Here is a 15,962-nt window from a genome sequence, read left to right on the forward strand (position 1 = left end):
CCGAAACAAGACGCCGCATGCCTCCCTCACTCCGAGCCAGACCATGCCTGACCAGCGCAAATCAAGCGATCACGTTCGGTTGAGATACGGCTTCTGATGTCAGGGTGGGTGGTCATGGGTTGGGGTCGGGGTGGAGGTGGTGGAGCAGTTGGTTGATGAGGTTCTCGGTTTCTGGCTCGATGGGGCAGTCGAGTTGGGTGTTGATGTGCTGCAGGCGGGTGAGGGCGGTGTGGATGCCTTGTCGGTTGGCGGCCTGTGCTTCGATCCGCATCCAGTCGCGGTAGAGCAGCTCCGCGGTGTTGTCGGTGTCGAGTCCGGTGGCGATGGCTCGGCGTGCGGCGGTGAGGTTGTGGTGGGGGCCCGGTGGGGTGCGGAGGGCGGCGATCGTGTGGGCGACCGTCACGATCCGGGTGGTCATTTCTTGTTGATGAGGCTCCGCCCAGGGCAGGGGTTTGTCGCCGAAGGGCCGGCCGCGGACGAGGGCGAGTGCCTGTTCCAGTTCGTCGAGCCCGGCCGGGCCGAGGTTGAGGCCACGGTCGGTGAGAAGGCGGAACTGGTCCCAGTCGCACCGCACGCTGGGGGAGAGCTGGTAGGGGTCGTCGGCGTGGTTGCGGCGTGGGACGTAGGGGTGGCCGGCGGGGTCCTGGCCGAGCGCGCGGCGTAGGCCTTGGAGGCGGGCGTTGAGGGTCCGTTTGGTCCAGGGGCGGTCGGCGTCCATGTCGGCGCAGAGTGCTTCGGCGCTGCGGCCGGGGCGGAAGTAGAGCAGGGCGGCGAGTTGTGCTTGCCGGGGGCCGTGCCCGGTGGAGGGCACGCGGTCCATCTCGACGGGGCCGAGGACGCGGAGCTGGGGGGCGCGCGTATCGGGTGGTTCGCGGTGCGGGCCGGTGTGGTGGTGCTCTTGACGTCGCGCCTCTGCTGAGGGCGCTGGACTGGTGTGGGGCTGGTCTGGGGTTGGTGCCGTTGCCGTGCGGACGTGTGCCGGAGGGGGACGCATCGCAGCCTGGGGGCGGGGGTCATGCGGCGGGGGTGTCTGCGGGTGGCGGCTGGTGGCGGTTAGGAGGGCCGGGTAGATCGTGCCGTCCTCGGTGTGCGGCTCGGGTTGCTGGGCGGCCGGTGTGGTGTGGGGTGCCGAAGCGGCGGGTCGCTGCGGCAGGTCTGCCTCTTGTGGCCCCCTCAGCTGGACCGGCTCTGGTGGCTGCTGCGGTGTGGTGGCGTGGTGTCGGGCAGACGGCGGGTCAGGCGGTGCTGTGCCGGTCAGGGCCTCTTTGAGGTGCTGGTAGTCGGACGGCGTCACGCGTTGCAGGGTGACGTCTGTGTCGGTGCCGCCTACGGGCTGCGGGCCGGTCTGGGAGGCATCGAGGACTTCTGCCTCGGGGAAGTAGGCGGTGGCGGTACGGGCGGGGGCGATCAGGGTGATGCGGGCGCGTCGGGCCTTGCCGATCACGTCGGCGAGCTGTTGCGCCGCGTCGGCGCTGAGGGTGGGTGCGAAGAGCAGGAGTGCGGGAGGGCACGCATCGGCGGGCTGCTGGTGGATCTCGAGCAGGCGGGCGTTGAGTTCGCGCAAGGTTTGGCTGGCGTGCGGCAGGTGGGTGATCGGGCGGGTGGGCAGCAGGCCGGGTAGGTCGTCGCCGAAGGCGATGGCCCAGATTTCCGTCTCGTCCGCCCAGGGGCTGAGCGCCGCTTCCACGGTGAGGGAGGCGCAGACGGCTGTGATGTCGTCGGGGCTGCCCTTGAGGAGCAGCGCGGGCAGTTGAGTGAGATCGAGCAGGAGCAGCGCGCCGTCGCGGGTGGTGCCCAGGGTGATGAGTCCGGGGCATGGAGGCCGGATGGTGGACGCGGTCTGTTCATCGAGGAGCACGGCCCTGTCGGGCAGGGTCCACCAGCGGCGTGGCCCGGCGGTGAAGGGCGGCAGCGGCTGGTGGCGGCTGTGGGGGAGGACGTGCAGCGAGCGGGCGGTGATCCGTGCTGCCCGTAGCACGCTGGTGTGGCCGTGGTGGTGGGCGAGGGTGCGCAGGGCCGTATCCAGACGGGCGATGCCTTCGCCTTGCGCGGTGGGCACCGGGCGGGGCCCGGCTGGGTGCGGCGTGGCGGGTGTGGTGGATGCGCGGCGCGCCCGCTGGATGCGGCGCAGCGCGAGTAGTGCGGTGAGCAGGGCAGCCAGGAGGGCGCCGAAGCCCAGCAGTTGATGCGGCTCCGGGACGGGGACAGCAGGGGCTCTGGGGGAGGCTGCGGGGGTGGTCGAGGAAGAGGGGGGCGCCGCCGTATCGGCGGGGGATGGGGGCACGGCACTGGCGGTCGGTGCCGGCGAAGCGGTGGTGGGCTGTTGAGCGGGCGTACTGGCGGAGGTCGTCGGGGGAGCCGCGGAGGAGGCGTCCTGCCCCTTCTGACCGCCGGGGTGGTCTTCGATGAGTTGGCGCAGAGCGAGCGTGGTGGTGCCGAAGTCGAGGTCCAGGACTTTGGGGGTGGCAAGGGTGGCGCCCTCGAGGAGCGCGAGCGCCCCGTCCTCGGGGGCCGGCGCCGGGGAAGCCGGCGCCGTGGCGTTGCCCGGGCCGGGGCTGGGGCTGCGGTGCGGCGCGGCGATGGCGTGGGGGAGTGGCCCCGCAGCCAAGGGCAGGGTTGCGGCGAGAAGGAGGACGGCTGTGGCGGTCAGTGCGCGCGGAGGGCGGGCCGGCTGCCGGCGTCTGCATGCATGGGTGAGGGTGACCATGGTCATCGCGGGAGGGCGAGGGTGGCGGAGTCGAACTGGGGCAGGTAGAAGTCGACCTGCCGCGTCCCTGCGGGTGGGGCCGGGAACTGCATGAACACCGCGACGCTTTCCGCGGGTTGGAGGGTAGCCAGGCCCGTGGTGGTCAGCGGGCGCCCCTCCGTGTCGCGCAGCACGTAGTAGCGCTTGCGGCCGTCGAAGTCCACCAGCGAGGCGCCGCCCAGGGACTGGCCGTTCTTGACGATGTCGCGTTCGTTGCCGCGCAGGGCGGCCGGGACCACGGCCTCGTCGTCGCCGATGTTCGTCAGGGTGCCGCGCAGGGTGAGGAATCCGCCCCGCATCCGTTGTACGGCGCTGATCGTCAGCTTCAGGTTGTCCTGGCCCTTGATCTCTGCCAGGGGCTTGTCAGGCTCCGTCCGGGATTCCCGCTGCGCGGCCGCGGCTGCGCCGGAGTGGGAGTTCGCCCGGGAGGCGGTGCTTCGTGCTGTCAGGTCCCGGGTGAAGTAACCGGCAGCGGCAACGGCCAGGCACAGTACGACCGCCCCCGCTGCCACCGTTGTTCGGGCCCGGGCGGGCTGGCGCGGCCTCGTGCCGGCACCTTCGGACTGCTCCTGGGGAGGCAGGGACGGGCGTCCACCTCCGGACAGGTCCGCGTTTGCGGCTGCGGAGGGAGCGGGGCTGTCTGCGAGGCGACGGGTGCTGCGCGGGTCGGAGTCGGGGCCACTGGGCGTGGAGGGGGACTGCGAGGGCAGGCTCACTGGTCCCTCCGCGGGCGGGGCCAGACGGTGATGACGTCGCCGTCGAGGGTGACGTACCGGTGCGGAAAGTGGCTGCGGACCTGGTGCAGGTCATCGAAGTTGAAATCGCCGGCCGCTTGTATGACCCAGGCGTCGCCGACCTGGGACACGGACAGGGTCCCGGCAGGCCATATATCTGCACCGGATGCGTTGTTGCTGCGAACTAATCGCGCGTCAGAGCTCATTCTCGATCCCCCAAATCGCAGTTATGGCAGGGAAGTTCCTGCGGCAGGTGAGCGCTTAGGGCTAACGCTAGTGGTTCACCTAAGCAAAGTTCAATGGGTCGGCGGTAGATGCTGGTGTGTCAGGCGAGTCAGTCGCACGCTGTGCCGTGACCGTGACCGTGACCGTGACCGTGACCGTGACCGTGACCGTGACCGTGACGTGGACGGCCGGGGGCGCTCATTGGTATCTCGGCCCCCTCTGGTCGGGGCGCTCGCTGGTGGTGGCGGAGGCCTGCTGGACGAGGAAACCGGCAACCCGCTGCTGCTGGGCGGAGGCGGCGGCGGTGAGCTGGTCGAGGGGCAGGGCCCCGGCCATGTCCCGGGCGGTGCGCTCCAGGGTGGCGGCGTCCTGGGGGCGGGCGTAGTGGGCGAACACGTCGTCGAGGTGGGGGCCGGTGATCCGGGTCGGGCCGGTGCGGCGGCCGTTGACGGTCAGGGAGGCGTAGTGCTCGTACCGGTTGAGCGTGGCCACTTCGTCCGCGCTGGGGTTGTCGCCCCATTCCGCGGTGACGGGCGCGATCGCGGTCTTGGAGCCGGCGGTTGAGGCCAGGGTGGAGGCGTTCTGCGTGAGGGACATGCGGACTGGTCCGGGCAGGCGGCCCAGGAGCTGGGTCATGCCGTGCACGGTGACTTTGTACTTGCGGAAGTCCTCGAACATCGAGGCGATGGTCTCCGGGGCGGCGCCGGTCAGTGTGATCAGTTCGTCGAAGTACAGCCGGAAGGGCCGCCGAAGGTGTTCGGGGGTGTCGCGTCGTGAGCGGCCGGCCCGCAGCAGATCCCGGGCGAGCAACGCGGTCAGCAGCCGGTCGGTGGGCCCGTTTCCGCCCGGGCACACCCACACGACCAGTCCGGCGTCCATGGCGGCGCGGCTGTTGTAGACGCCGATTGGGTGGCCGAGGAAGGCGCGGGTGACGGGGTTGGCGGCAAGCCGGGCCAGGGGGTTGAGAACGACACCGAATGCGTCCGCGGGGAAGGCCGGGAAGACCATCCTCCACCAGGAGCGGGTGTCTGCGTCGAGCCGGTCGGCCACCGCGGCCAGGGCCACGGCCCGGAAGTCGGGGTCGGTGAGCAGGGACCGGACGTGGAAGAGGGTGGCCTGGTCGTCGGGGCGGCCGGCCTGGCAGGCGGCCTGATTGACGGCGGTCAGGACGGTGAGCGCGGCGGTGAGGATGGTGAGTGCCCTCGGTGCGGTGGCGTCGTCCCAGCCCAGCACGGAAGCGAACGCGTCGGAGACCGCCTCGACCACGTCGTGGGGCGCCTGTCCGTGGTGCATGGCCAGCGGATTCCACGAACTCAGCCGTGGATGGGGACCGTGACCGCCCAGGTCGATCAGCGCGATGCGCTGCATCAGATGCTCGTGGGCCAGGAAGGTGGTGGCGCGGGGCCAGGAGTCGCGGTGCGGGTCGAGGAACATCAGGCCTCCGCCCGCGTGCGCCCAACCGATGGCCTGCGCCAGCGCGCGTTCCGTCTTGCCGCCGCCTGCCTTGCCCACCGCGCACTCGAAGAGGGTTTCCGCAGCGTAGGTGGCGACCAGGCGACGGCGCCCGTCCGGGCCGCGGTAGATGCCCTGCAGCAGCAGTTCGGGATCCCCGTGCCGGAAGGTGGGCAGGTCGTCGGCGAGCAGCGGCAGCCGGCAGTGGACGGTCGGCGGCTTGAGCAGTCCGGTCAGTTCCTCCAGCCGTACCCAGTTCGCGCGGGGCGGCCGGCACTGGCCCAGGTTCCAGCGGCGCTCGAAACCACGCTTGGTGGGCCAGTGATCGGCGCCGATCCGCCATGGCCCGATCCGCCAGCCGCGCATCGCCCACCTCGAGCGGCCACCGAACACATCCAACGCGGCCTGGAGTTGGGCGAGCCGGGCCTGGGCGCGGCCCGCCTTGTCGGAGGCGCACATCACCAGCAGCTGCACCCGTACCAGGTGGTCGTCCTCGGCGAGTTTGCCCAGTGCTTCGGCCGGCTCCACCCTGTGCGGCACGGGCGGCATCACCAGCCGGCGCCCTGGGGAGGCGTCCTTGCCCGTGACCAGCTGCTGCATCTGCCACAGCGGCGAGTCGTCCATGCCGGAGGCGTCCTGGCGTGCCCAGCGGGCCGCGCGCTGGGCCTGCCGTCGTTCGGCGCGGCGGGCGGCACTCATCAGCTGCACACGGCGGGCCCGCAGCGCCCACTTGGGGGCACGCTGGATGTCCAGGCGGATCTCGGCGAGATCGCCGAGTTCGCCCCGCAGGTCGGAGACCGCATCCACCAGCGGCTGCAGCGGATCGGGATCCAGTGGCACCTCCCGGAGCGTGGCGGTGGGCCTGCCCCGTAAGAGGAATTCCGCTCGCACCACGTGCTGGCGCGGCGTGTCGGTGATCGGCCGGGCCCGCTCGACGGTGACCTGCGGCCCGAACGGGGTGATGGACAGCAGCCGTTCGCCCCCGGCCGGGCCCTCGATGCGATACCGCAGCGGTGTGCTGCCGTCCGCGCGCAGCCGGATCTGGACCGCCTTCGAGCGGCGCGGGGCCCACCACGGCATCGCGGTGGAGGCGCGTGTCAGCTGTACGCCGCAGCGGAAGATCTCCTCCAGGCCGGGGTCGAAGTGCCGGGAGGGGAGAAGTTCCAGGGCCGTCCGCTGGGCTGCGATCCTTTCCGCCAGGCGGCGAAGGACCCACTCAGCCAGGCCCCAGGACACGGCGACAGCAACGGCCGGCACGTACCAGTGCTCGTAGAGCCAGACGGCAGCGCTGGCCAGGCCGGTGAGCAGACTGAGCGCAGGTCCAGCGCTCTGGTCGGACAGGACGGCCTGTCCGGTCAGGTCGGAGGCTGCGGAGTCCACGTCGCTGGTCCTCTCGTCGCAGGTGTCCGGGTGAAGTGCCAGTCGGTGACGCGGCCGTCGGTGTAGGTGCCGCCGCGGTCGGTGCCCGCCCACACCAGATGCACCACCGCCCGGTTCGGTTCGCCGTCGCAGCGGGCGATCGCGGCCTGGATGCGGAAGCGAGCGGTGGCGAACGCCGGGGCTACGGCCTTCCTGGAGGGCTGGATGGCGCCGGGCCAACTCGCGCGGCCGTTGCCGGTGGCGTCCGCGTGCAGCAATGCGCGACCGGCGGTGAGCAACTCCCGCTCGTCGGCGGCGGGGAGGTCGGCGGGCCAGGCCGCTTCCAGCGCGTGCTGGATGGCCTGGTCGCCCGTCGTGCCCTTGCCGTGCGGTGGCAGAGCGGATGCGAGGACCGGCGAGGGTGTCGATGTGGCGGAGGGCGTCGTGGTGGGCGGTCGGTTGGCAGCGGCAGGTGCCGACGACGGCGCTGTCGTCGCGCGTGTCGTTGACTCCGTCGTCGGCGACGACTCGTGGTCGTGCGGGCCGTGCAGAAGTGTGACGCCGGCGACGGCGCAGATGAGGGTGGTCAGCAGGAGCAGACGCGGTGGGCGTGGTGGGGTGGTCACAGCAGCCGGGCTCCTCCCGCGTAGCCGGACAGGGCGTTGACCGCGTCCATCCGGACGGCCGTGCCCGGCCGGGCTGCGTTGACCATCCGACCGCTGCCGGTGTAAATGCCGACGTGGTGGATCGTCGAATCACGGCCGGGGGCGTAGGCGTAGAAGACGAGGTCACCGGGTTCGAGGGCGCCGGGACCAAGGCCGGCGGGTATCCGCTTTCCCACCCCGGCCTGGGCGGCCGCAGTGCGCGGCAGGCGGATGCCGGCCTGGGCGAACGCATAGGTGGTCAGGCCCGAGCAGTCGAAGCCCTTGATACGCGCGCCGCTCTTGCCGCCGGGGGAGCAGCAGATCCCGTACGAGGGGCCGTGCGCGGTGCCGCCGCCCCACGAGTAGGGAACCCCGCGCTGGGCGAGGGCCGCCTCGAGGACGGTGCGGACTTTCCCGGACGCCGCGTTCAGGTCGGGGTCTTTGGCTGCCGCGGCGTACTGGTCGATCCAGCCCAGCACGTTGGCGACGTACGCACTGGAGTGGTTGTAGGCATGGATCGCCTCCTTGAGCTGGGAGCGCTGCGTCAGGTCACGGCCCGTGCCGCACAGGTAGGTTGCGGCGCCGAGCGCGGCGTCATCGGCGTTGTGCGGGTCGGCAGCCTGGTCCCCGTTCGCGTCCCTGCCGACGCTCGCCCATGTGGAGGGCAGGAACTGGAAGGGACCGACGGCACGCTCACCTTGATCGGTGCCGTCCCACGTGCCGCGGTCGGTGTCCGGGACGACGGTGGTGTTTCCCCCGGCGCCGGAACCGTTGAGGAGCACCCCGTAGATCCTTGGGCGGATGTCGCCGTCTGCGGCGATGTTCCGGCCCATGGCGTGGTTGGACTCGACTTTGGCGATTCCGGCGAGGACCGGCCACCGCATGCCCCGGCATGCCGGTACCTGTTTCCGGACTCGCTGTGCGGCCTTCCTGTACGCCACGAGCATGCGCGGCGGGATGTCCGCGGCCGATCCGCCTGCGGCGAACCCGTCCTCCGCCTGCGTACCCGGCGCCGGCGCGACGTAGGCGCTGATCGTATTGCCGACCGGTACGGCACAGCACACGGCGGCGAACATCAGCAGCACCAGCATGCATCCGAACCGCCGGACGCGGTGTCCGTGCGGCTTCACTCCTCCTCACCGTCCTCGTTGTGGCGTTGGGTCTCTTCCCGGCGCAGGCGGTCGGCCTCGGGTGCGGTGCGCCGCATCAGTTCCTGCATGCGGGCCCGGGCTTCCTCCCGCGCTGGGGTGCGAGCGCTGGAGCCACCGGCCAGATGCGGCCTGCCCTGACCGGGCCGGGGCCGCGGGCCGTCTGCGCGCGGGGGCGGCGCTGTGGCGGGGCCGTCGGCTGGTGGAGCGGGCCGCGCCCGGGCAGGGACCGGTCGGCCCGCAGACCGGCCCGAGGGCGCCTGATGTTCAGGCGCTGCGGGGCGGGAAGCGGGGGCGGTGGTGGTCGGGGCCGGCAGGCGGCGGCTGGTGAAGGGGCCGGGGCCGCCGCTGTCGCTGTTCTCCCGCAGGACACCGGTCACCTGACGCCCGGTGTCTGTCCAGGCCCGGCCGTCCTCGCGAAGGGTGTTGCCCCAGACGCGCACCTGCTGGCGTGCGTCCTGGGAGAAGCGCGAGCCTTCCGCCCGGGCCCGGCGGACGTTGGCGGGCAGGCCGGCCGTCGCCCCGTACGCGGCCCGGCCCCCGCGGTGCAGGAGGCGATAGCCGCGGTAGCGGACCAGCCGGTTGTGGGCGCGGGTGGACAGCAGCGTGCGGTCGCCTCGCTGGTCGTGCAGGACCTGACCGGTGGTGCGGTCGATGACCTGGCCGTCCTCGTTGCGGTAGCGGTCGGGTGGGCCGCCGGGGCGACGCGGTCCGAAGCCGCCTGACCCACCGTCGGTGCCGGGCTCGCCGGAGCTGCCGGGCCCACCCGGCTCCTGGTCACCATCGGTGGTGGGTTTGCGCCACTTGGCCAGCTGTTCGCCCTCCGGACGTCGGCCGATCAGCAGCCAGTGCCCGCCCTTGGCGCCGAGCCGTGCGCCCAGGCCGCCCACCGCGGCCGCGGCAGCCAGTGGTGCGAGTCCGCGTCCCGATTCCGCGCGGGCGTCGGGGAGGACGCGCCCGGTGTCGAGGGGCATGCCGGTGCCGTCCGTGAGCGAGGCGAGCGAGCCCATCAGGCGCTGGCGGGTGCCGAGGATCCCGTACCCGCCTCCTGCGCCATGTGCGGTGAAGGCGCGAAGTCCACCGCCGTAACCACCGGATGCTGTGGGGGAGTGCATGGCGAGGGCGGCGCCCAGTTCGCTGGTGTCGCCGGGCAGATGAGTACCGCCGATCTTGGCGTAGCGCATCCTCATCGCCATCCGCCGCCCGAACGAGGTGATCGAGGCCAGCAGACGGCGGTGCCCTGCCGCGCCGACGATGGCCAGGACGTCGATGAGCAGAATCCGCTCGACCATCAGATCCGGACCGTTGGTGATGGTGGCGTCGACGGCGATCCCGAAGAACGGCACGAACGCGCAGATCCCCACCACCGCGAGGACGGCGATGCCCCACAGCGACAGCCACTTCCACACCGACTGCCGTGCCGGGCCGGGCAGCATGCCCGCGATGAAGGCGATGCCTCCGGCGGCCGCGGCCGCCGCGCACACGCCCTGGGTGCCGAGCAGCACGATCGCGCTGGACAGGAGCATGCCGCAGATGAACAGTGCGGCGATCAGCAGCAGGGCCGCGCCGCCGACCCGCCACCAGGTGGGCTGCTTGGCGTAGGCGGCGCACGCCGCGCCGACGTCCCCGGCCTTCTCCAGGTCGGAGAGGAACGCGGCGAACTCTTGGTCCTCCTCGGTGACGATCGCGTTCGGGACGTCCAGTAGTTCACCCCCAGGAGTCAGGGACGGCAGTTCGCTGTCCCCGGTCGCGTTGCCGCCGTTTTTGCAGTAGTCCTTGGCCGGCCCGTGGACGAGGCCGCAGGCGTCCTCGCGGTCCTGCTTCGACTGGCGGGCGTCGTAGCCGCCGGTGACCCACTTCAGATGCACGGCGTAGGCCTTCGTGTCGGCCTTTTCGGCGGGGTCGAGGATGCGCCCGTACTGCAGGAGCATGTAAGGCTTGACGATGAGTGCGTTGGTGACCGAGTCCTGCAGTGGGCGGGCCACTTGAGCTGCGGAGACGGGGCTTTCACTCTCACGTTCCAGGCACCGGATCTCGGCGTTGCCGGACAGGTCGTGGCAGGGCCCGATGCCGGCGAGCTTGCCGCCCCAGTCGTAGGAGTTGACGCTCTGCTGGGCGACCTCGGCGGCCACCTGCTGGGACTGCCCCAGCGGGCCGTCCTCGGCCAGCAGAACGTCAGGCCGCACGAACGTCGACGCGGCCAGCGCGCCGATGAGGAGGGTGAGGAAGATTTCCCCGAGCCCGCGGCCGACCCGGCCGCGCACGATCATGAATCCGGCGAACACGAACGCCCAGGCGAGGAGCAGACCCTTCAACCCCAGCGAGTTGACGACCACCTCGTTGTAGGTGTCCGCGGCTTTCTGCGCCGGCTGGGTCAGGATCTCAAGCAGCGGGAAGCGGAACGCGACCTCGATGGCCCAGCCCGCCAGGCCGACCAGCAGCCGGATCAGGGTGAACAGCCCGGACAGGGCGAAGGCCAGGGCTTGTGTTTTGAAGCTGACGATGGAGCCGCCCTCAGCGTTCAGCTCGTAGCCGTTGACGGGCACGCCTTCGGAGGAGGTGATGTTGAGCGGGGCGAGGAGGTCCCCGGTCTCGCTGTTGCTGCCCGCCGCGTGCACAACCTGGCTGTTGACCATGACGAACACGCCGGTGAGCAGCACCAGGACGCCAGCCGAACGCAGCGTCGGGCGGTCGAAACGGACCATCTCAGCCCCGCCTTCGCCCAGTTGCGCACTTGCGCCGCCGCACCATCCGCACGGTCACACCGGCGCCCGCCGGCACCAGGCGCCGTACGGCACCGGCAAGGTCCGGCCTCTTCGTGGTGGCACGCGCGGTGGGAGCCCGCTCGCAGTACTCCTTGGCCGGGCCCGCGATCAGGCCGCACGGGTCCCGGTGTGCGGGACGGGCCGTTGCGACAGCGACTCCGGCGGTGAAGGGACGCCCGGTGTGGGGGCACCACGCCTGCGGCAGCCCGGTCCCCACGGCGAGGACGAGTACGAGCGCACAGACTGCTACGACGGCACAGATGGCGAGGACAGCCGCGGCTGTGGCGGCGCACCGCGGGCGGGCCGGGCGCGCGGAGGTCATCACAGGTGCTCCTTCGGGCGGGACTGCGTCGTCTCACCGGCCGGCGGCCCTGACTCGCCGGGCGCGGCAGGGGTCGCTCTGCGGCCGGGTGTGGTGGTGATGGACCTGGAGACGCGCGGGATGGAGGGGATGGTGACCTTGATGCGGCCGGTGTTCTGCCGCGGGCCGGTCAGCAGGAACTCGCCCTCCCGGCCGCGTTGTCCGACGGGGGACAGGCCGGTGGTCACCAGCCGCAGCAGTTCGTCGTCGTGGGGGTCGAGGCCGATGAATTCCAGGCCGCGGCGGGCGCGTTCGCGATCCGTGGTGCGGGCGAGGGCGCGGTAGGCCATCAGGCCGCGGTCGGGGCCGAGTTCGGCGGCGTCGTGCGATCCGGCGATCAGGCCCGCACCGTGTTTGCGGCCGTCGTGGAGGATTTCGTGGACCAGCGCGGTGCCCTCGGCCGAGGAGGTGAGCCAGTACAGCTCGTCCGCGACGACCGCGGTGAACCGGGCGGGGTCTTCGAAGGCGGTCTGCCGGGCGAGCGCGGCGATCAGATAGAGCACCGCGCGGCCGATCAGCGCCTCCAGCGGCTGCTGCTGCAGGACCTCGGGGTTGGCGAAGGCTTGCTTCGGCGGCAGCTTCAGCCCGGTCGTCGTGATCACGATCATGTCGGAGGTGCTGGAGGCGTCCAGGTGTACCGGCGGCAGCGCGGCGTCGAAGACCATCCGTGCCAGAGGGTTGGTGGCGACCACGCGGACGAGTCCGGCGAGGGTGGCGGCGGCGTCCTGCCGCTTGCCCACCTCGCTTCTGGCCATCTCCTCAAGGACTTCCAGCACGCGGTGCATGGACGGGGTGTCGCCGGCGGCGGCCCCCTCGACCGCGTGATGCAGGACCTCGCCGCCTGTGCTCATCGGGCTGATGCCGAGCTGCAGAGTGAGGTAGGACAGGGCGTAGTGGCGGCCCTCGGGACCGCCGAACATGCGCATCGGGTCGATGGACACCTCGGCCCGGGCAGCGTCGATGACCTGCACGCGCCCCTTGGCCGCGGCGCGGGCGAACGTCGCCCACTCGCGGACGGGGGTGCGGTCGATGCAGATCGCGCAGCCGCCACGCGCCCACACCGCTTCCGCGATCAGCTTCTGCAGCACGCTCTTGCCCGCGCCGAGGTCCCCTACGACGCCCAGGGACGCGGACGCGTCCACCTTGGGCGCATCGGCCACGTTGATCATGACCGGGCGGGTGGTACCGCTGTCCAGATCGATGCCGAGGAACATGCCGTTCGGATCGCCGACCTCGTAGGCGGTGAAAGCCCCGCCCAGAGCCCAGTCCTCGGAGATCTGGTGCTGGGTGAACTCCCCCACCGCACCCGGGCGTACGGTTCCGGGCAGGCCGAGCGCGAACAAGGCTTCCTGCAGGCCGGTCGGGCGCACGGCCCGGTAGTCGGCGCCCCCCAGCACAGCCGTCAGTGCACGTGCCCGGGCGTCACAGATGGCGGCGGTCGGCCCCCACACCGTCAGTACGGTCACGGACTGCACCTCGACCTCCACGGATGTGCGCGACAGGCGGGCGTCCAACTCGCCGAGATCACGGGCGGCTTCGGTCAGCGAGGCCGGCATGCCGGTGGGGCGGGCGTCGTACTGGTCGGCCTGGTCGATGAGTTCGTTCTTCTTGCGCCGCACCTGCTCGCGGGCCTTCTCCGCCGGGACGAGGGCGAGGTCGATGGTGTAGTCGACAGGGAAGTCGAGAGATTCCAGTTGGGCGAACAGGTCAGCGGCGCTCTGGCTGACCGCGGGCGGGCACTCGGCCAGGGCGAGCTGCGCCTGGTAGCCCACCCCGGCGTCGGATTCGACCTGCAGCCAGCGTCGCCCGAGCGGTGAACCGCTGTTCACCCGCCACCAGGCCTTCCGCCCGGACCGCGTGATCCAGCCGGAGCTCCTGAGGCCGTCGACGTCATCGAGGCCGAAGTCAATGCCCCCTTCCTGCAGCCGTACTTGGCCAAGGTCGGCGTAACTGGGGGAGCGCAGCACACCGTCCCGCAGCTGCCCGCCGTACAGGTCGCTGGTCTCGGCCTCCGTCAGCAGCGGCTCCGCCAGGCCGCGGTGCAGGGCGTGCTGGATCATCCACACGACCTCCGCCGGGCGGGCGGGACGGAAAGCGATCCCGCCGCCGAGAGCGGCTTCCACCCGTGCTGCCTGTTCGCGGTAGGCGGTCACCTCACGTCGGGCGACGGGCGCCGGGCGCATACCGAGCATCGGTGACAGCTCCGCCCACGCCGCCCCGAGGGACGCCGACACCTGCAGACCAGCCGTCTCGATCTGCAGCGGAACCGCCAGCCACAGGGTGCGGCGGTGCATCTCCTGCCCGTCCAGCAGATCGAGCGTGGCTTCGACGTTCTCCACCCACGGATGCGCACCCGGCGTCTCGTCGGCCGGCCCGACGCCCTCGATCATGCGCAGAGCGATCTCGCCGGGATCGACCTGCGCGCACAGCCCGAACAGCCGCGGCGCCCCGGACAACGACCGCACCAGATGCGTGATCTTGGCGAGCTGTTCGTCACGGACCGCCGCAGCCACGTAGCTGCCCTGCACGTTCTCGTGACGCTGTCCCTGCGCGTCCGGGCCCGGGTGCAGCCGGTAGACGGCCCACACGCTGCCGTGCGTCGACCACACCAGGTGTCCGGCAACGTGACGGATCGGCACCCTCACCGCACACTCCTCGGCCCGGTCTGCTCCAGCAGTTGCTGCACGCCCGAACGCGGCCGTGTCGGGACGGAGGAAGCCGCCGCCTGCTGGTGGGGTGCGGATGAGGAGCCCTGGCCCGCGGCCGCTGTCGCGCGCGGCCGTCGACCCTCCCGCTGCCGACGGTGGGAAGGGGACGGGGCCCGTACCCCGGTTCCGGGCGCGGCTTCAACGGTGAAGCCGCCCACCAGCGCTTGAGGGCCCCGATCGCGGGCAGCGCGACCGCCGATCCGCCCGCCCCGCGGCTGCCGGCCCAGCCATATCCAGCCCAGCGCGGCCTGCAGCGGGGCACGGCCTCGGATCTTCGGACGGCGCACCGCCCAGATCGCCAGCAGCCAGGCCGCGACGGGGACCGGCCCCATCCACGACCACCACGAGACCGACTTGATGAGGAGGAAACCGCCGACGGTGGCGAGGGCGATCTGCGCCGGCGTGTACGGGCCGAGGGGAATCCTCCAGTCCGCGACCTTCCCCAGCACCCAGGGATGACGCCGAGCAGCGGTGTAATAGCGGCCCACCCGTCCCGCTGCCGCCGCGCTCACAGCCAACCCCCAGGGCCGCCGAAGTCGGCATCGCGCAGCGAGCCGGACGCAGGCCTGCCGCCGGGAACGGCGGGCGCGCCCTTGGCCGGGTGCTTGACCTCGTCCTCGAACATGTCCGCCAGGTCCTGGCGGGACCCGTACAGACCGAGTGCGACGATCATCAGCAGGAGCGCGCCGATACCCGCCTTCAGGCTGAACTTCTGGATCATGATGATGACGACGAGGACGATCAGGCCTGCCTGCAGACCCTTGGTGCCCCAGCGCTCGAACATGTCGATCCATGACTCGCCGAACTCATCGAGCCTGCCCGCAACAAGCAGACCTTCCCCGGTCATCACGAGCGCTCACCCCCGCCCTGAGCGGTGCCGTTCCGAAGCGCTGCGATCTCCCAGCGCCCCGAACGGGACGTGACGGAAAGTTCATAGGCCAGTGGCCACCGCCCGCCGGTGTCCCGGGCTTGAACCTGCGCCAGGAGGCGGACCTCCGTGCCGTCAGCCGGCATCTGCTCGCCGGCCGCGCTCTCCTCGACGGCGGACACCTGCGTGACGGTGACCGTCTCGTACGGGGCGGGGGAAACGGTCGCCAGGCTTACGCCGGGCGCAAGGTAGCGGGTCACTTCCCCGGCACCGGTCAGGTAGGCGGCGAAGAACCCTTCGAGGGCGGAAAACAGCTCACCCTCGGGGACGCTGACGCCGTACACCGACTGCGGCACCTCGGCCCGGCCGGGGCCGGCCACCACACCCGGCGCGCCGGTCACCGTGAACGAGCCGCCTGTGCGGTCAGCGGTCACCGACAGCGCGTAGTAGCGCAGTTGGCCGTCCGGGTACTGCGCAGCCACCGTCACCGACCACGCGCCCTGCCCGCGCTGCGCACTGCGCACCGCCGTCACCGACTCCGGCGCCGATTGCGTATCCGCCTCCTCGGCCGGATCGGGCAGTTCGACGTCCGGGCCCATGGCCTGCGCAAGGCGGGCCTGAGTACTTGTGGTGTCGTCCGCGCTGCTGCGCAGCCACGCAGCGACGAAAAGCTGCGCATAGCCTGCCGGGTCGGCGGCCACCGCCGTGGTGCGCACGGCGGCAGTGGGTTTGTCCGCCGTGGCCGCCTCGACGGTGGCCGGAGTGGAGGTGATGGCGAGGCCCAGGGCGATCGGGCCGGCCGCGATGACGGTCCACACCGCCAGGCGCGACAGACGCACCCGGCGCCGCATCGCTTCCAGTTGCACCCCTGCCGCCGTCGTGGCAGCGGCCTCGTTCCGCAGGGCGTGCTTGCCAGGGGATATGGTCGAACTCCCAGGTCAGAAAAGGTGGT

General features: G+C 71.7%; 10 protein-coding genes. All 10 read right to left on the reverse strand.

Annotated elements, in window-relative coordinates:
- Window positions 1–112 precede the first annotated feature (112 nt).
- Window positions 113–2,608 (reverse strand): bacterial transcriptional activator domain-containing protein, encoded by a 2,496-nt coding sequence (locus ACWDRW_RS35050; RefSeq protein WP_451730872.1) that lies wholly within the window; start codon window positions 2,606–2,608, stop codon window positions 113–115.
- Between the two features lie 101 nt (window positions 2,609–2,709).
- Complete coding sequence (locus tag ACWDRW_RS35055) at window positions 2,710–3,258, reverse strand: hypothetical protein (RefSeq protein WP_451730873.1); 549 nt, start codon at window positions 3,256–3,258, stop codon at window positions 2,710–2,712.
- Between the two features lie 645 nt (window positions 3,259–3,903).
- Window positions 3,904–6,537 (reverse strand): ATP/GTP-binding protein, encoded by a 2,634-nt coding sequence (locus ACWDRW_RS35060; protein WP_451730876.1) that lies wholly within the window; start codon window positions 6,535–6,537, stop codon window positions 3,904–3,906.
- Window positions 6,513–7,142 (reverse strand): hypothetical protein, encoded by a 630-nt coding sequence (locus tag ACWDRW_RS35065; protein WP_451730879.1) that lies wholly within the window; start codon window positions 7,140–7,142, stop codon window positions 6,513–6,515. Before ACWDRW_RS35065 ends, ACWDRW_RS35060 begins: the two co-directional genes overlap by 25 nt.
- Window positions 7,139–8,290, reverse strand: a complete 1,152-nt coding sequence (locus tag ACWDRW_RS35070) for a C40 family peptidase (protein WP_451730882.1) — start codon at window positions 8,288–8,290, stop codon at window positions 7,139–7,141. Before ACWDRW_RS35070 ends, ACWDRW_RS35065 begins: the two co-directional genes overlap by 4 nt.
- A complete protein-coding gene (locus tag ACWDRW_RS35075) occupies window positions 8,287–11,013 on the reverse strand; it encodes a hypothetical protein (RefSeq protein WP_451730885.1) in 2,727 nt (908 codons plus the stop codon). Before ACWDRW_RS35075 ends, ACWDRW_RS35070 begins: the two co-directional genes overlap by 4 nt.
- 381 nt (window positions 11,014–11,394) lie before the next feature.
- Window positions 11,395–14,079: an ATP-binding protein gene (locus tag ACWDRW_RS35080; RefSeq protein WP_451730888.1), complete on the reverse strand. Its 2,685-nt coding sequence runs from the start codon at window positions 14,077–14,079 to the stop codon at window positions 11,395–11,397.
- Window positions 14,076–14,654 (reverse strand): hypothetical protein, encoded by a 579-nt coding sequence (locus ACWDRW_RS35085; RefSeq protein WP_451730890.1) that lies wholly within the window; start codon window positions 14,652–14,654, stop codon window positions 14,076–14,078. The genes ACWDRW_RS35080 and ACWDRW_RS35085 overlap by 4 nt, the downstream gene beginning before the upstream one ends.
- Window positions 14,651–14,989, reverse strand: a complete 339-nt coding sequence (locus tag ACWDRW_RS35090; RefSeq protein ID WP_451730892.1) for a hypothetical protein — start codon at window positions 14,987–14,989, stop codon at window positions 14,651–14,653. The genes ACWDRW_RS35085 and ACWDRW_RS35090 overlap by 4 nt, the downstream gene beginning before the upstream one ends.
- Window positions 14,989–15,933: a conjugal transfer protein gene (locus ACWDRW_RS35095; protein ID WP_451730964.1), complete on the reverse strand. Its 945-nt coding sequence runs from the start codon at window positions 15,931–15,933 to the stop codon at window positions 14,989–14,991. Before ACWDRW_RS35095 ends, ACWDRW_RS35090 begins: the two co-directional genes overlap by 1 nt.
- Window positions 15,934–15,962 lie beyond the last annotated feature (29 nt).

Source organism: Streptomyces sp. NPDC003635 (assembly GCF_053587635.1).